Origin of the sequence: Hydrogenophaga sp., assembly GCF_030373245.1 — a bacterium.
In the GTDB taxonomy this organism is placed as follows: Bacteria; Pseudomonadota; Gammaproteobacteria; order Burkholderiales; family Burkholderiaceae_C; genus Hydrogenophaga.
On record NZ_JAUCZF010000003.1, the window covers coordinates 269,390 to 285,190 of the forward strand.

16 protein-coding genes are annotated in these 15,801 nt (G+C 65.1%); all 16 read left to right on the forward strand.

Translation table 11 applies throughout. The features are described 5' to 3' along the window. The first annotated feature begins 44 nt into the window (after window positions 1–44). The 16 genes from QUV25_RS09340 to QUV25_RS09415 all read left to right on the forward strand — a co-directional run bounded on the left by QUV25_RS09340 (window position 45) and on the right by QUV25_RS09415 (window position 15,793). Entirely contained in the window at window positions 45–1,004 is a 960-nt protein-coding gene (locus QUV25_RS09340; RefSeq protein WP_300863362.1) for a polyprenyl synthetase family protein, read from the forward strand. An 11-nt stretch (window positions 1,005–1,015) separates the two neighbouring features. Next, window positions 1,016–2,236 (forward strand): methyltransferase, encoded by a 1,221-nt coding sequence (locus QUV25_RS09345; protein WP_300863363.1) that lies wholly within the window; start codon window positions 1,016–1,018, stop codon window positions 2,234–2,236. 32 nt (window positions 2,237–2,268) lie between these two features. Further along, the gene (bchC, locus tag QUV25_RS09350) at window positions 2,269–3,231 is read left to right on the forward strand and encodes a chlorophyll synthesis pathway protein BchC (protein ID WP_300863365.1); all 963 of its coding nucleotides are present in this window, start codon (window positions 2,269–2,271) and stop codon (window positions 3,229–3,231) included. Then, window positions 3,231–4,238: a chlorophyllide a reductase iron protein subunit X gene (locus QUV25_RS09355; protein ID WP_300863366.1), complete on the forward strand. Its 1,008-nt coding sequence runs from the start codon at window positions 3,231–3,233 to the stop codon at window positions 4,236–4,238. Before bchC ends, QUV25_RS09355 begins: the two co-directional genes overlap by 1 nt. Before the next feature lie 3 nt (window positions 4,239–4,241). Beyond that, a complete protein-coding gene (bchY, locus tag QUV25_RS09360; protein ID WP_300863367.1) occupies window positions 4,242–5,783 on the forward strand; it encodes a chlorophyllide a reductase subunit Y in 1,542 nt (513 codons plus the stop codon). 127 nt (window positions 5,784–5,910) lie between these two features. Continuing rightward, window positions 5,911–7,401, forward strand: coding sequence for a chlorophyllide a reductase subunit Z (bchZ, locus tag QUV25_RS09365; RefSeq protein ID WP_300863368.1), 1,491 nt, complete (start codon window positions 5,911–5,913; stop codon window positions 7,399–7,401). A 196-nt stretch (window positions 7,402–7,597) separates the two neighbouring features. Further along, window positions 7,598–7,741, forward strand: a complete 144-nt coding sequence (pufB, locus tag QUV25_RS09370; protein WP_300863369.1) for a light-harvesting antenna LH1, beta subunit — start codon at window positions 7,598–7,600, stop codon at window positions 7,739–7,741. 42 nt (window positions 7,742–7,783) lie between these two features. Next, window positions 7,784–7,987 (forward strand): hypothetical protein, encoded by a 204-nt coding sequence (locus QUV25_RS09375; RefSeq protein ID WP_300863371.1) that lies wholly within the window; start codon window positions 7,784–7,786, stop codon window positions 7,985–7,987. 16 nt (window positions 7,988–8,003) lie between these two features. Further along, window positions 8,004–8,195, forward strand: a complete 192-nt coding sequence (locus QUV25_RS09380) for a light-harvesting protein (protein ID WP_300863372.1) — start codon at window positions 8,004–8,006, stop codon at window positions 8,193–8,195. A gap of 141 nt (window positions 8,196–8,336) precedes the next feature. Further along, window positions 8,337–9,161 carry a photosynthetic reaction center subunit L gene (pufL, locus tag QUV25_RS09385; RefSeq protein WP_300863373.1) on the forward strand — a complete coding sequence of 275 codons (825 nt, stop codon included), beginning with the start codon at window positions 8,337–8,339 and terminating at the stop codon, window positions 9,159–9,161. A 21-nt stretch (window positions 9,162–9,182) separates the two neighbouring features. Further along, complete coding sequence (gene pufM / locus QUV25_RS09390) at window positions 9,183–10,181, forward strand: photosynthetic reaction center subunit M (RefSeq protein ID WP_300863374.1); 999 nt, start codon at window positions 9,183–9,185, stop codon at window positions 10,179–10,181. Then, complete coding sequence (pufC, locus tag QUV25_RS09395) at window positions 10,178–11,590, forward strand: photosynthetic reaction center cytochrome PufC (protein ID WP_300863375.1); 1,413 nt, start codon at window positions 10,178–10,180, stop codon at window positions 11,588–11,590. Before pufM ends, pufC begins: the two co-directional genes overlap by 4 nt. A gap of 24 nt (window positions 11,591–11,614) precedes the next feature. Further along, window positions 11,615–12,565, forward strand: coding sequence for a 4-hydroxy-3-methylbut-2-enyl diphosphate reductase (ispH, locus tag QUV25_RS09400; RefSeq protein ID WP_300863376.1), 951 nt, complete (start codon window positions 11,615–11,617; stop codon window positions 12,563–12,565). Window positions 12,566–12,576: 11 nt separating this feature from the next. After that, a complete protein-coding gene (locus QUV25_RS09405; RefSeq protein WP_300863378.1) occupies window positions 12,577–13,401 on the forward strand; it encodes a hypothetical protein in 825 nt (274 codons plus the stop codon). Beyond that, window positions 13,398–14,954 carry a 1-hydroxycarotenoid 3,4-desaturase CrtD gene (gene crtD / locus QUV25_RS09410; RefSeq protein ID WP_300863379.1) on the forward strand — a complete coding sequence of 519 codons (1,557 nt, stop codon included), beginning with the start codon at window positions 13,398–13,400 and terminating at the stop codon, window positions 14,952–14,954. The genes QUV25_RS09405 and crtD overlap by 4 nt, the downstream gene beginning before the upstream one ends. Next, a complete protein-coding gene (locus tag QUV25_RS09415; RefSeq protein ID WP_300863380.1) occupies window positions 14,888–15,793 on the forward strand; it encodes a carotenoid 1,2-hydratase in 906 nt (301 codons plus the stop codon). The genes crtD and QUV25_RS09415 overlap by 67 nt, the downstream gene beginning before the upstream one ends. Window positions 15,794–15,801 lie beyond the last annotated feature (8 nt).

Sequence of the window (15,801 nt, forward strand, 5' to 3'; positions counted from 1 at the left end):
GTTCGTTGACAAAGCCATGTGTCATGTTAAATTGACACTTGTGCATGTCACATTTTGATGACGTCACACCGGCCGGTGAGGGAACCCACGTCATGATGTCACGCATCCAGCAAGCGCTCGACGACCAGCTCCAGCGAGCCGGCGCCGCCTCCGCCCCGCCTCGATTGATCGCCGCCATGCGCCACGCCGTGTTTCCCGGCGGCGCACGCATCCGGCCCCAGCTGTGTCTGGCAGTTGCCCAGGCCTGCGGTGAAGATGCGCCCGAACTGACCAACGCCGCCGCCAGTGCCATCGAGTTGTTGCACTGCGCCTCGCTGGTGCACGACGACATGCCCTGCTTCGACGACGCCGCCACCCGCCGCGGCCAGGCCGCGGTGCATGCGGTCTACGGCGAGCCACTTGCTCTGCTGACCGGCGACGCCCTCATCGTCCTCGCCTACCAGGTGCTGGCGCGCGCGGGCAGCGCGCACCCGACACGCCTGGCCGGTCTGCTGCAAACCATCAGCGATGGGGTGGGCGCACCCGACGGCATCGTGGCCGGGCAGGCCTGGGAATGCGAAACCAAGGTCTCGCTCAGCCAGTACCAGCGCGCCAAAACCGGCGCCCTTTTCGTCGCTTCCACCTGCGCAGGCGCGCAGGCGGCTGGGGCGGACCCCATGCCCTGGCGCGGCCTGGGCGAATGCCTGGGTGAGGCCTACCAAGTTGCCGACGATATCCGCGATGTGCTCTTGCAGTCGGACCAGCTGGGCAAGCCCGCCGGCCAGGACGTGCAACACGGCCGGCCCAGCGCCGCGCACGATCTCGGCCTGGCCGATGCCATTCACCTGTTTCGACGGCTGATGCAGAACGCCATCGACTCCGTGCCCGACTGTCCCAGCCGCACCGCCATGCGCCAGATCGTCCTGCGCGAATCCGAGCGCCTGATGCCCCAGAGCACCTGCGAGCGCGCAGTGCTCGAAGGCCGCATCGCCAGTGCCCCAGCGCCCCTTCGAATCGCCGCCTGAGCACGCCGCCCATGTCCACACTGCACACCCCCGAGCCTTTGCCCCGCCTGCTCAGCGCACCGTCCTGGCGCGAGCGCTGGGCGTCACAGGTGGATGACTGGATGACCCGGCCCGCTCTGCACCGCTGGGCCCAGCACAACCCGTTCACCCGCTGGCTGGTGCGTCGCCGCTCAGCCCAGCTGTTCGAACTCATGGCAGGTTTCGTGCATTCGCAGGTCTTGCTGGCCTGCGTGCGACTGCGCCTGCTGGAATCGGTACGAGAGCAACCTCGAAGCCTTGACGAGTTGGCCCGCCTCACCAAGCTGCCCGCCGCCGGCCTGCAGCGCCTGCTTGCGTCGGCCGTCTCCATGCGGCTGCTCGACCAACGCAGCGGGGGGCGCTATGGCCTGGGCGCCCTGGGCGCGCCGGTGGCCACTCACGCCGGCATCCGCGACATGGTCGAACACAATGCCACGCTCTACGAAGACCTGCGCGATCCGCTGGCCCTGCTGCGCGACCCCGACGGCGCACACATGCACCGCTACTGGCCCTACACCGAGCACCAGGTTGGCGAACGGGCGGGACAAGCCCAACCGGCCGCTCCCGAAGCGCAATTCGCGCGCTATTCATCACTGATGGCGACCTCGCAGCGCTTCGTGATCGACGAGCTGCTCGCAGCCTACCCGTTTGCCCACCACCAGCGGGTGCTCGATGTCGGCGGGGGCATGGGCGGCTGGGTCAGCGCGCTGGCAGAGCGCCATCCGCAGCTGTCGCTGCAGCTGTTCGATCTGCCGCCGGTGGCCGCCCTGGCCCAGGCGCAAATTGCCAGCCGGGGCCTGGCCGAGCGCATCACCACCTTTGGCGGCAGCTTCACCACCGACGCATTGCCAAGAGGCGCCGATCTCGCCACCCTGGTGCGCGTCGCCCACGACCACGACGACCGCACCGTACTCACCGTGTTGCGCGCCATCCACCAGGCCTTGCCGCTGGGAGGCACCCTGTTGCTGGCCGAGCCAATGGCGCAAAGCGATGGCCAGCCCTCCAGCAGTGACCCCTACTACCACTTCTACCTGATGGCGATGGGCTCTGGTCAGCTGCGCACACCCCAGGCGCTGAACGCGCTGATGAGCGAGGCCGGCTTCACCCACATCGAACTGGTGCCCAACCCCATGCCGCTGCACGCACAGCTGCTGGTGGGCCGCAAATCTAGGGGTTTACCCTCTGATTCAGATGAAAGCGTCAATTTAGATTGACAGTTGGTAGTGTCAGTTCTTTAATACATTTCATGAACGCCGAAGCCATCGTTTTCCAGCAGCCTTGCCAGCTCTCGGTCCGCAGTCTGCCGCTGCGCGCCATGGTGGACGGTGACGTGGAAGTCGAAGTGAGCCACAGCGGCATCAGCACTGGCACCGAGCGCCTTCTCTGGGACGGCAGCATGCCCCCCTTTCCCGGCATGGGCTACCCGCTGGTTCCCGGCTACGAAACCGTGGGTCGGGTGATGAGCACCCAGGGCAACTGTGGGCAAGGCCAAAGTCGCATCCGCGTCGGAGACTGGGTGTTTGTGCCCGGCTCCTACAGCTTTGAAGGCGTGCACAACCTGTTCGGCGGCGCCGGCTCGCGGTTGATCGTGCCCCACGATCGTGCGGTGCGACTGGAGCGAGACCTCGGCGCCGACGCCGTGCTGCTCGCCCTGGCCGCCACCGCGTACCACACCGTGGCCTGCGGCGGCGCACGCGATCCAGCTGCCCCACCTGACCTCATCGTCGGCCATGGCGTCATGGGTCGCCTGCTGGCCCGCCTCACTGTCGCCGCTGGCGCGCCTGCACCAGTGGTTTGGGAAACACAGTCTCGGCGCCAGGGTGGTGCCGACGGTTACAGCGTGCTCGCCCCCGATGACGACGACCGCAAGGACTACCGCGCCATCTACGACGTGAGTGGCGACGCCACCATCCTGCACCGCGTGATCCCGCGTCTGGCCAAAGGCGGCGAGGTCGTGCTGGCCGGCTTCTACAAACAAGACATCTCGTTCGCGTACGCCCCCGCATTCATGCGCGAGGCGCAGATCCGCATTGCCGCCGAATGGAAGCGTGCCGACCTGCTGGCGGTGACCCAGCTGGTGCAAAGCGGTCGCCTGTCGCTCGACGGCCTGATCACTCACTCGCAAACCCCGGACCACGCAGCCCAGGCCTACGAAACCGCCTTTGCGGACTCCGACTGTCTGAAGATGATCCTCGACTGGAGACACTGATGAACGCACCCGAAATCAAGAGTCACCCGGTCAACTTCCAGGCCCAGTTGCGCCAGGAAGCGGCCATTGAGCCCGATCCGGTGCACACGGGCGAGGTCAAGAAAGAAACGCAGATCATCGCGATCTACGGCAAAGGCGGCATCGGCAAAAGCTTCACGCTGGCCAACCTCAGCTACATGATGGCCCAGCAGGGCAAGAAGGTTCTGCTGATCGGCTGCGACCCCAAGAGCGACACCACCAGCCTGCTGTTCGGGGGCCGCGCCTGCCCCACCATCATCGAAACCAGCAGCAAGAAAAAGCTGGCCGGTGAAACGGTGGCCATCGGCGACGTCTGCTTCAAGCGTGACGGCGTCTACGCCATGGAGCTCGGCGGGCCCGAAGTGGGCCGCGGCTGCGGCGGTCGCGGCATCATCCACGGCTTCGAGCTGCTGGAAAAACTGGGCTTCCACGAGTGGGGGTTCGACTACGTGCTGCTCGACTTCCTGGGCGACGTGGTCTGCGGCGGCTTTGGCCTGCCGATCGCCCGCGACATGTGCCAGAAGGTGATCGTGGTGGCGAGCAACGACCTGCAGAGCCTGTACGTGGCCAACAACGTGTGCAGCGCGGTCGAGTACTTCCGCAAGCTCGGTGGCAATGTCGGCGTGGCCGGCATGGTGATCAACCGCGACGACGGCACCGGCGAGGCCAAGGCCTTTGCCGAACAGGTCGGTATCCCGGTGCTGTCGGTGATTCCGGCCGACGACGACATCCGCCGCAAGAGCGCCAGCTACGAAATCATTGGCCGGCCCGACTCGGTCTGGGGCCCGATGTTCGCCGAGCTGGCGCTCAACGTCGGCGAGTCCACCCCCAGAAGGCCCAACCCGCTGTCGCAAGACGATTTGCTCGCCCTGTTTTCAGCGGCCTCGGTCGGTCGAGACGTGGTGCTGGAGCCCGCCACGCAGTTCGACATGTGTGGTCGCACCGAATCCACCAAGCCCTCCCTCGAAGTGGTCTACGACGAGGTCTGAGCCATGATCGGCACCACCATTCCCATCGTCCCGCTGAAGGTGCCCAAGGCCATCGACAGCGATGGCATGGGCTGCCATTCAGGTGGTGAGGCACTGCTCTCGGCGGCGAAGTCTGCTGGCAAGAGCGAGGTGCTGGCCCAGTACGCCCGTGACTATCCCAAGCGAGAGGCGAACGGACCTCACGACCAGCCGCAAAGCATGTGCCCCGCGTTTGGCTCGCTGCGCGTCGGTCTGCGCATGCGCCGCACCGCCACCATCCTGTCCGGCTCGGCCTGCTGCGTCTACGGTCTCACCTTCACCAGCCACTTCTACGGTGCTCGCCGCAGCGTGGGCTATGTGCCTTTCAACAGCGAGACGCTGGTCACCGGCAAGCTGTTCGAAGACATCCGCGAGGCGGTGCACGCCCAGGCTGATCCGAGCCAGCTCGACGCCATCGTCATCATCAACCTGTGCGTGCCCACGGCCAGCGGCGTGCCTCTGCAGCTGCTGCCTGCCGCCATCAATGGTGTGCGCATCATCGGCATCGACGTGCCCGGATTCGGTGTACCAACCCACGCCGAAGCCAAGGACGTGCTCACCGGCGCGATGCTGAAGTACGCACGCCAGGAAATCATGGCCGGTCCGGTGCCCGCACCGCGCCAAGCCCGCAGCGACAAGCCCACCATCACGCTTTTAGGCGAGATGTTCCCAGCCGATCCGATGCTGATCGCTCAAATGATCGCGCCCATGGACTTGGCCGTTGGAACGGTCGCGCCCACCCGAGAATGGCGCGAGCTGTACGCCGCGCTGGACGGTAGCGCTGTGGCCGCCATCCACCCCTTCTACACCGCCAGCATCCGCGAGTTCGAGGCTGCCGGCCGGCCCATCGTGGGCTCCGCGCCGGTGGGCGTCGAAGGGACGCACGACTGGCTGGGTGCCATCGGACAGGCCACGGGTGTGCCACAGAATCGCATCGATGCTGCGCGCAACGCTGCGCTGGGTGCGATCCGCGGTGTGCTCTCACAGCAGAAGATCAACGGGCGCATCACGCTCAGCGGTTACGAAGGCTCGGAGTTGCTGGTCGGGCGCCTGCTGGTGGAGTGCGGCGCCGACCTGCGCTATGTCGGCTCGGCCTGCCCGGCCACGCCGTGGAATGCGTTGGATGCCGAATGGCTCCGCGCCAAGGGTGTGCAGGTGCAGTTCCGCGCCTCGCTTGAAAACGACCTCGATGCGTTGCACGAATATCAGCCGCAGCTGGCGATTGGCACCACGCCGGTGGTGCAAGCCGCCAAGGAAGCCCGCGTGCCGGCCCTGTACTACACCAACCTCATTTCCGCGCGCCCCCTGATGGGTGTGGCTGGCGCCGGCTCTCTGATCCAGGTGATCAACGGCGCCATGGGCAACCAGGCGCGTTTCAACGCGATGAAAGACTTCTTCGGCGGCGTTGGCCAGGGCGACGGCGCCGGCGTGTGGGAAGGCGTGCCCAAGGCCTTCCCGAACTTCCGCAAGGAAATGCGGCGGCAGAACGAAAAAGCAGCGAAGAAGCGTGAGGCGATCGGCACATGAAAGCACTGTCCACCCTCGCGTCGACCTGCGGTCGCCACCCCCTCGAGGGGGCCACGCCAGCGGCCTGGCAAAGCCAGTTCCGCGGCGTGTGCTGGACCACTTCCACTCTCCCGATGGAGGTGCCGACATGCTGGTTCTAGACCACGATCGCGCCGGTGGCTACTGGGGTGCCGTGTATGTGTTCACCGCCATCAAAGGCCTGCAGGTCGTGATCGACGGCCCGGTGGGCTGCGAAAACCTGCCGGTGACCAGCGTGCTGCACTACACCGACGCCCTGCCCCCGCACGAGCTGCCCATCGTGGTCACCGGGCTGGCGGAAGAACAGCTCGGTCGTGAAGGCACCGAGGGTGCGATGAAGCGTGCCCATGCGGTGCTGGACCCTGAACTGCCCGCGGTGGTGGTCACCGGATCGATTGCCGAGATGATCGGCGGCGGCGTGACGCCCGAGGGCACCAACCTGATGCGCTTTCTACCGCGCACCATCGACGAAGACCAGTGGCAGTGCGCCAACCGCGCCATGTTCTGGCTCTGGAGCGAGTACGGCATGAAGACCGTGCCGGCCCGCAAACCCATGAGCGAGCGACCGGCTGGTGAAAAGCCGCGCGTCAACATCATCGGTCCGAGCTACGGCACCTTCAACAGCCCGAGCGACCTCGCCGAAATTCGCCGCCTGGTGCAAGGCATCGGCGCCGAAATCAACCTGGTGTTCCCGCTCGGCTCGCACCTCTCAGAGGTGTCGCGCCTGGTGGAAGCCGATGTGAACATCTGCATGTACCGCGAATTCGGTCGCATGCTGTGCGAAGCGCTGGACCGGCCGTACCTGCAAGCGCCGATCGGCCTGCACAGCACGACCAAGTTTCTGCGCAAGCTGGGCGAGCTGCTGGGATTGGACCCCGAGCCCTTCATCGAGCGCGAGAAGCACACCACCATCAAACCGGTGTGGGACCTGTGGCGCTCGGTCACGCAAGACTTCTTCGCCACCGCCAGCTTTGCAGTGGTGGCTACCGAAACCTACGCCCGCGGCCTGCAGCATTTTCTGGAAACCGAGATGGGCCTTCCCTGCAAGTTCGCCGTTTCGCGCAAGTCCGGTGAGAAAACCGACAACGCGGCAGTGCGCGAGCTGGTGAAGACGCAGACGCCGCTGATCCTGTTCGGCAGCTACAACGAGCGCATGTACCTGGCCGAAGCCGGTAGCACGGGCCCGATGCGCGCGGCCTTCATTCCGGCCTCGTTCCCCGGCGCGATCATCCGACGCCACACCGGCACTCCCTTCATGGGCTACAGCGGTGCCACCTACTTGATTCAGGAAGTGTGCAACGCGCTGTTTGACGCGCTGTTCCACATCCTCCCCCTGGGCACTGACATGGACAAGGTCGACCCGACCCTGGCCCGCGGCACGAGCACTGCCGCCACGCCCTGGGACGACGAGGCGCAGCTCCGGTTGCACGCACTCATCGCCGGTCAGCCGGTGCTCGTGCAGATTTCGGCGGCCAAGCGCCTGCGCGATGCGGCCGAACAGCAGGCCCGCAAGGCCGGCGCAGCTGCCGTGCAGGCCACCCACGTTGCAGACGCAGGCGCAGCACTCGGCATGACCGCAGCGCAAAAGGAGCCGGCATGAGCGGCATCAATTTTCTTCCAAGAATCACCAATAGGGGAGCGACGCGGCATGAATGCATGGCGCGTCGAACTACGCCGAACAAGCGCTCAGGAACTGTGAGCGCCTGTCCACCGTTGCCATCAACAGCGACGATGGTCCATCCCGCAACTTTGGTTGCGGACTCTGCCGCAAGGCGTTATCTGAAGGAGTTTGACCTATGAATTCCAACGTGAATCCATCAGGACTGACAGACGAGGAGTGTCAGGAGTTCCACAAGTACTTCATCCAGGGGTACTTGCTGTGGGCTGCTGGGGCGTTCTTCGCGCACAGCCTGGTTTGGATCTGGCGTCCCTGGTTCTAAGACACGACTGAGAGGCTAACCATGGCACATGAATCTGCTGGCATGAGTACGTTTCACCGCGAGGGCTCTCTCGAGGGCTTCAAGGGAATCTTCATCGTGCTCTTCGTGTTGTTTCTGGGCCTGGCCATGGCTTCGACGCTGTGTGCGCAGAACTGGCGCAACTTACTGCCAGGGGCAGAAGGTGCGAGGTCGATGTGGGATGGCGTGAGAACTGCCGTCTACACCGTAATTTCCCAACTAAGTTAATGCAAAGGAAAGCAACATGTGGCGTTATTGGCGCATTGTCGATCCCCGCAAGGCGATCATTGGCGTAGGTCTGTTGATCGCATTCGTGTCGACCAGCATCCATCTGATTCAGGTCAGTGGCGACCGATACAACATCAACTCTTGGCATCCCGACACCGCGAAGGCGGCCGCAGCCAAGATGGCGCAAAACGCGCCGAACCCCAAGTAACGGCCTCGGCCGTCTCTGCAGGCAGGCGTACCGGTATCCGTTGAAACGGTACGCCTGCCACTTCTGCATCTCGCATCCCAATTTCAGAATCCAAACCGCAGACATCGCTGGCCGCGCGCCAGCCAGACGGAGGAGAACCACATGGCCATGCTAAGTTTTGAGCGCAAGTACCGCGTGCGGGGAGGTACCTTGATCGGGGGCGACCTCTTCGATTTCTGGGTCGGGCCGTTCTACGTCGGGTTCTTTGGCGTGACGACCGCCTTCTTCTCGCTGCTGGGCACGGCCATGATCGTGTGGTCGGCTGCCATGGGTCCGACCTGGAACCTCTGGCAAATCAACGTCGCACCGCCCGACCTCTCTTACGGCTTAAGCATGGCGCCGATGATGGAAGGTGGGCTGTGGCAAATCATCACGGTCTGTGCGCTCGGAGCTTTTGTCTCCTGGGCGCTGCGCGAGGTCGAAATCTGCAGAAAACTCGGTATGGGTCTGCACGTGCCCTTCGCCTTTTCGTTCGCGATCCTGGCCTACGTGACGCTACAAATCATTCGGCCGGTCCTGCTGGGCGGCTGGGGGCATGCCTTTCCCTATGGCATTTATTCCCACCTGGACTGGGTCAGCAACGTCGCCTACCAGTACCTGCATTTCCACTACAACCCGGCGCACATGATTGCCGCCAGCCTGTTCTTTGCCACCGTGCTGGCCTTGTCCATGCACGGCGGTCTGGTGCTCTCTGCGGTGAATCCCAAGAAGGGCGAAGTCGTCAAGACACCCGAACACGAAGACACCTTTTTCCGCGACTTCATCGGCTATTCGGTTGGCACACTGGGCATTCACCGCTTGGGTTTGTTCCTGGCGTTGGCGGCGGTCTGGTTCGCCGCGCTGTGCATCGTCATCAGCGGCCCGTTCTGGACCAGAGGCTGGCCTGAATGGTGGGGCTGGTGGCTGAACCTGCCGGTCTGGATGTAACAAGAACGCTGGAGACACAACATGGCGCAATTCAAACCCCTGTTCTCCCTTGAGAACCAGAACCTGTTGACCGCGGTGCAACCCGTGGGACCGATGCACGACGGCCCTGCGTTGCCCAGCACCGACTGGCGGCGCAGTGGGAAGCCGTTTCTGTTCCATCTGCTCGGTCGGCTCGGCAATGCGCAGATCGGTCCTGTCTACCTGGGCAGCCTGGGTGTGGCTTCGCTGTTGTTCGGCACCCTGGCCTTCAACATCATCGGATTCAACATGCTGGCATCGGTGGACTGGAGCCCGATGCAGCTGATCCGACAGTTGTTCTGGCTGGCGCTGGAGCCACCGCCGCCCGCCTACGGTCTGAGCATCCCGCCACTGGCCCAAGGAGGCTGGTGGTTGATCGTGGGTTTTCTGCTGACCGTATCCATCCTGCTGTGGTGGGTTCGCACCTATCGGCGGGCAAGACAACTGGGCATGGGTACCCACGTGGCCTGGGCCTTTGCCGCAGCGATCTGGCTCTACCTGGTGTGCGGATTCTTCCGTCCCATCATGATGGGCAGCTGGTCGGAGGCGGTGCCCTTCGGCATCTTCCCGCACCTGGACTGGGTATCAGCCCTCTCACTGCGACACGGCAACCTGTTCTACAACCCGTTCCACGCCCTGTCGATCGTGTTCCTGTACGGCTCGGTGCTGTTGTTCGCGATGCACGGCGCCACCATCCTGGCGGTGGGCCGCTACGGTGGAGAACGGGAGATCGAGCAGATCGTCGACCGCGGCACAGCCAGCGAACGCGCAGCACTGTTCTGGCGTTGGACCATGGGCTTTAACGCCACGATGGAGTCCATCCACCGTTGGGCATGGTGGTTCGCGGTGCTGTGTCCATTGGTGGGCGGCATCGGCATTCTGTTGACCGGGCCGGTGGTCGACAACTGGTACCTCTGGTCCATGAAACACCATGTGGTGCCTGCTTACCCGCAGGTGTTCCCAGTGAGCATCGACCCCGCTTTGTTGGGAGCCAAGCCATGAGCCGCCAAATGAACTTCATCTGGCCCACCGTGCGTGTCTTAGCTGTAGCACTGGCGGCCACGGTCCTCGCGAGCTGCGGTGAGAGGCCACCTATTGTGACCAAGCAGCTTGGCTATCGCGGCACGGGCATGGAGCAGAACATCAATCCCCGCCTTGAGGCGCTGAAAGTTGCGGCCAATCAGCCACCGGAGGCGCAGCCACCCGCTTCACCAGATGGACCCAAAGCTGGCGAGGTGTACCAGAACGTCAAGGTTCTGGGCGACTTGAGCGTGGGAGAGTTCACCCGCCTGATGGTGTCCATGACAGCCTGGGTCTCGCCCGAACAAGGCTGTGCTTACTGCCACGCGGGCGGCAACTTCGCCGACGACAGCCTCTATACCAAAGTCGTAGCGCGCAAGATGGTGCAGATGACACAAACCATCAACAGCAAGTGGCAAAGCCACGTCGGCCAGACCGGCGTCACCTGCTACACCTGCCACAGGGGCGAACCAGTGCCGTCCTTTGTTTGGTTCAAACCGGGAGACCGCAAGTACACCGAGAACTCGATCATGGGCGACTTGGCTGGACAGAATCTGGCCTCAAAGTCTGTGGGGTTGTCGTCATTGCCATTTGACCCACTGACGCCTTATCTTCTTGAGGACAAGCCGATCCGTGTCAACGGCAATGAGGCGCTCAAGTTCACGGGGGCAGCTGCCAACAACACGAGCACCAAACAAGCCGAACACACCTATGCCTTGATGATTCATATGTCACAAAGCCTGGGCGCCAACTGCACAACTTGCCACAACACCCGAAACTTCCAGGAGTGGACAAATGCACCGCCGCAACGCGTCACAGCTTGGCACGGAATTCGGATGGCGCGCGACCTCAACAACGAGTACTTGTTGCCGTTGACCGACACCTTCCCTGACAACCGAAAAGGTGTGCATGGCGATGTGGCCAAGGTGAGCTGTGCAACTTGCCATCAGGGCGTGCAAAAGCCCCTTTACGGGGCCGCTATGCTCAAAGACCACCCTGAGCTGGCCACCTTGCGCGCGGCCTTTGCAAAGAAGGCGCCTGCGGTGGTAGAGCCGGCGACAGCCGCGGGCGCGCCAGCCTTGCCCGGCAAGGTGCTGTTTGAGGTGGGCCAGGATGGCCTTACCGACGCAGCCCGCCAGGTGATTGCCGACGCAGCCAAGCTGCTGGTGGAGCAACCTGGAACCAAGATCAGCCTCTCGGGCTTTGCCGACAAGACCGGCAACCCCGACAAAAATCTGGAGCTCGCCAAGCAGCGCGCCTTTGCGGTGCGAGATGCCCTCAAGACCGCCGGTGTCGCCGAAGACCGCATCGAGCTCAAGAAGCCCGAGTTTGTGGTGGGCGGTATCGACGCCGACGCACGCCGCGTCGAGATCAACCCAGTGACCCCCTGAGCGCCACTGGCATAGGCAACCGATGTGTTTCCCGATCAAATCGTCCTCGCACAGCCGCGCGGCTTCTGCGCTGGAGTGACGCGCGCAATCGAGATCGTTGAGCGCGCACTCGCCCTGCATGGGGCACCGGTCCACGTGTTCCACGAGATCGTTCACAACCAGTGGGTGGTGAGCGATCTGCGTGCCCGCGGCGCGGTGTTTGTGGACAGCATCGAACACGTACCGGTCGGTGGCACCGTGGTCTTCAGTGCCCATGGCGTATCCATCCAGGTGGTGGCGCAGGCGCGGCGGCTCGGTCTGAACATCATCGATGCCACCTGCCCACTGGTGAGCAAGGTGCATCAGCAGGCGCAGCGTTTCGTGCGCATGGGCCATGTGCTGGTGATGATCGGCCACGCCGGGCACGAGGAAGTGCAAGGCACGATCGGTCGAGTCAACACCCCGGTGCACCTGATTAGCAGCGTCGCCGATGCGCGCGCCCTGCGCCTACCCGCCGACGCCCCGGTGGCCTATGTGACGCAGACCACCCTGAGCATCGACGACACGCGCGACATCATCGATGCCCTTGCGCAGCGTTTTGTGAACCTGGTTGGCCCCGATGTCGACGACATCTGCTACGCCACGCAAAACCGCCAGATCGCCGTGCGAGCGCTGGCCGCTCAAGTTGATCTGGTGCTGGTGGTCGGGGCGCGCAACAGTTCCAACTCGAATCGCCTGCGGGAGGTGGCCGAGCGTGCAGGCGTTCCCGCCCACCTGGTGCAGGACGCCACCGAGATTCGTAGCGAGTGGCTTTCAGACGCTGCCCGCATCGGCGTGACGTCAGGCGCCTCCACGCCGGATCTGCTGGTGCAGCAAGTGGTCCATTCTCTTCAGTCCCGGCACAACGGTCCGGTAACGCCAGTGCTCCAGCTGCCCGGGGTGCAGGAAGACGTCAGATTCCGCCTGCCGGGCGAGATCAGCGAGCCTGTCAACTGAGGCACCACCGGATGGGCCCCTCCAATCCCGACCTCATCACGCTTTCGGGCGTGGTGGTGGTGATACTGGTCAACACGTTGCGCGAGCACCAGACCTGGGCCTGGATGCGGCTGGCGCAGGGTCCTGGCGCTCTCAAGGATACCCCGGGGCTGATCTTCGCCAAGGTCATGGGAAGCGGACACGAAGGCGGCTTTGGCCTGCGGCCCAGCGCGACCCACCAGGGCCTGATCACGGTCTTTGACCATGCCGACCAGGCTCGCGCCTTTCTCGCCAGCCCGCTGACGAATACCTACCGGGAACGCGCCGCCGAATTCTGGAGCGGCATGCTCGAAGTGGTCTCGGCCCGCGGCCAATGGGACGGCCAGGCCTGGGGCACCACGCCGGCCACACAGCTCGGCTCACACGCCTGCGCCGCCAACGACGCCGAGCCACCCCGCCCGCTTGCCGCGCTCACCCGCGCCAGCATCCGGCCCGCCAAGGCCATGGCCTTCTGGCGCAATGCGCCGGCAGCACAAAACGCCATGCAGCACGCCAAAGGCTGTTCGCTGGCTGTGGGCCTGGGCGAGGCGCCCCTGATCCGGCAATGCACTTTCAGCGTCTGGGACGACACGCCCTCGATGCTGGCCTATGCCCACCAGGGCGCGCACCAGGCGGCGATCGAGGCCGCCTACCGCCACCACTACTTTTCCGAATCGATGTTTGTGCGTATGCGCCTGCTGGAACAGCAAGGACAGTGGCCTTCCCCTGCGACGCAAGCCGCAGCCCAGATCGCCAATCCACCGGAAGACCCACAGCAAGGTCCTGCGCCGGCGCTGATGCCGGGGCCTCCCCCATGACGCCGCACCGGGTGGTCGTGGTGGGCGCGGGCATGGGTGGTCTGGTCTCGGCCTTGCAGCTCGCGCAGCAGGGTGTGGACGTCACCGTGGTCGACAGCGCCGCCGCACCTGGTGGCAAGCTGCGCCAGCTCGCGGTGGGCGACGCCGCCATCGACAGCGGCCCCACGGTGTTCACCATGCGCTGGGTGTTCGACCAGGTCCTCGCCTCGGTCGGTACCACGCTGGAAGCCGAGCTCACCATCCGGCCACTGGAGGTGCTCGCCCGCCATTGGTGGGACGACGGTTCCGCGCTTAACCTCTACGCCGACCCGGCGCGCTCGTTTGATGCGGTGGCGAATTTTGCTGGGCTCGACGAGGCACACCGCTTCCGCGCTTTCTGCGTTGAAGCGGCGACCGTCTACCGAACGCTGGAGCCGCACTACATCCGCGGACCCGCACCGGACTTCTGGGGCCTGACCCGCGCACTCGGCGTGGGTGGCCTCACCACGCTCGCCCAGCTCGGCCCCATGCGCAGCCTCTGGTACACGCTGGGTCGCCATTTCCGCGACCCACGCATGCGCCAGCTGTTCGGCCGCTACGCCACCTACACCGGATCCTCCCCCTGGCAGGCGCCCGCCACCCTGATGCTGATCGCGCAGGTGGAACTCGAGGGCGTGTGGACCATCGACGGCGGCATGCACGCCCTGGCGCGCTGCCTGGAACGCCTGGCCATCGCACGCGGCGCGCGCTTTCGCTACGAAACGGCTTGCGAAACCATCGAAATGCACAACGGCCAGGCGGTGGGCGTTCGGCTGGCGGGCGGCGAGCGCCTGAGTGCCGAGGCCGTGGTGTTCAACGGTGATGCCGCTGCACTGCGCACCGGACTGCTCGGCGCACCCGCGAAGCGCGCGGTATCCACCAGCGCCCCACCGCGCTCACTCTCGGCCATCACCTGGTCGATGCACGCACCCACGCAAGGACTCGCGCTCGACCGGCACAACGTGTTTTTCCAGCGCGATTACGCCAGCGAATTCACCGATATCTTTCAACGGAACCAGCTGCCGCAAGCGCCCACCGTCTACGTTTGCGCCCAGGACCGCGGCAGCGGCCACACACCCACTGGGCCGGAGCGCCTGCTGTGCCTGGTCAACGCCCCCGCCAGCGGCGACGGCGAAACCCTCACCGCCAAGGACATCGAAACATGCGAGACCAGCAGCTTCAACCTCTTGCGCCGCTGTGGCCTGACGATCACGCCCGGCCACACGACGCCGATACGCACCACCCCCGTGGACTTTCATCGCCTGTTTCCCGCGACGGGCGGAGCACTTTACGGTCAGGCCAGCCACGGCTGGATGTCGGCCTTCGCGCGCTCGGGGGCGAGCAGCCCGGTGCCGGGGCTGTTTCTGGCGGGGGGCAGCGTGCACCCGGGGCCGGGGGTGCCGATGGCGGCGCTGTCGGGCCAGCTGGCGGCCGCGGCCGTGATGGCGAGCCCCGCTTTGACCAGGCGGTGCCCAGCGGCGGCTACCTCTGGTGGTACATCGACGCCCTCAGCGACGACGGCACGCACGGCCTGAGCCTGATCGCCTTCGTCGGCAGTGTCTTCTCGCCCTACTACGCCTGGGCCCGGCGCGGTGGCGCCGCCACCCGGCCCGACAACCACTGCGCGCTCAACGTCGCGCTCTACAGCCGTCACGCGAGGCGCTGGAGCATGACCGAACGCGGTGAGCGCCACAACCACCGCGAACGCGCTCTCTTCACCATCGGCCCCAGCCAGCTGCACTGGAACGGCAGCTCGCTGGACATCCACATCGACGAAGTTGGTGCGCCCATCCCACGGCGTATCAAAGGCCGCATCCGCCTGTTTCCTGAGCAACTGTTCGGTTTCAGCACCGCGCTGGACACCAACGGCCGCCACCGCTGGGGGCCACTGGCGCCGCAGGCACGCGTGGAGGTGGAGCTGCAGCACCCGGCCCAGCGCTGGAGCGGCTCGGCCTACCTGGACAGCAACGAGGGCGATGAGCCGGTGGAACGCGCCTTCACCGAATGGGACTGGTCACGCGCCCGCCTCGCCGACGGCAGCACCGCCGTGCTGTATGACGTGGAGCCCGAACAGGACCATGGCCGCCTGCTGGCGCTGCGCTTCCAGCGCGACGGCCAGGTCACGCCGTTCGAAGCGCCGCCGCAGCACGCCCTGCCCCGCACCGCTTGGCGCATCGCGCGCCGGCAGCGCAGCGACTCGCCGCCGCAGATCATCGAGCAGCTGGAAGACACGCCGTTCTACCAGCGCGCCATGCTGCGCCAGCAACTGCTGGGCGAGACCGTCACCAGCTTCCACGAAACCCTGCACGTGCCGCGCTTGGTCTCACCCGTAGTTCAGGCCATGCTGCCATGGCGCATGCCCAGGCGTGGATGACGGTGCGT

Coding starts and splice junctions, on each gene's coding strand:
- pufC (WP_300863375.1), top strand. CDS start 10,178: ATGAGCCGCCAAATGAACTTCATCTGGCCCACCGTGCGTGTCTTAGCT.
- bchZ (WP_300863368.1), top strand. CDS start 5,911: ATGCTGGTTCTAGACCACGATCGCGCCGGTGGCTACTGGGGTGCCGTG.
- QUV25_RS09375 (WP_300863371.1), top strand. CDS start 7,784: ATGAGTACGTTTCACCGCGAGGGCTCTCTCGAGGGCTTCAAGGGAATC.
- bchC (WP_300863365.1), top strand. CDS start 2,269: ATGAACGCCGAAGCCATCGTTTTCCAGCAGCCTTGCCAGCTCTCGGTC.
- QUV25_RS09380 (WP_300863372.1), top strand. CDS start 8,004: ATGTGGCGTTATTGGCGCATTGTCGATCCCCGCAAGGCGATCATTGGC.
- QUV25_RS09355 (WP_300863366.1), top strand. CDS start 3,231: ATGAACGCACCCGAAATCAAGAGTCACCCGGTCAACTTCCAGGCCCAG.
- bchY (WP_300863367.1), top strand. CDS start 4,242: ATGATCGGCACCACCATTCCCATCGTCCCGCTGAAGGTGCCCAAGGCC.
- pufM (WP_300863374.1), top strand. CDS start 9,183: ATGGCGCAATTCAAACCCCTGTTCTCCCTTGAGAACCAGAACCTGTTG.
- crtD (WP_300863379.1), top strand. CDS start 13,398: ATGACGCCGCACCGGGTGGTCGTGGTGGGCGCGGGCATGGGTGGTCTG.
- QUV25_RS09345 (WP_300863363.1), top strand. CDS start 1,016: ATGTCCACACTGCACACCCCCGAGCCTTTGCCCCGCCTGCTCAGCGCA.
- QUV25_RS09405 (WP_300863378.1), top strand. CDS start 12,577: ATGGGCCCCTCCAATCCCGACCTCATCACGCTTTCGGGCGTGGTGGTG.
- pufL (WP_300863373.1), top strand. CDS start 8,337: ATGGCCATGCTAAGTTTTGAGCGCAAGTACCGCGTGCGGGGAGGTACC.
- pufB (WP_300863369.1), top strand. CDS start 7,598: ATGAATTCCAACGTGAATCCATCAGGACTGACAGACGAGGAGTGTCAG.
- QUV25_RS09340 (WP_300863362.1), top strand. CDS start 45: ATGTCACATTTTGATGACGTCACACCGGCCGGTGAGGGAACCCACGTC.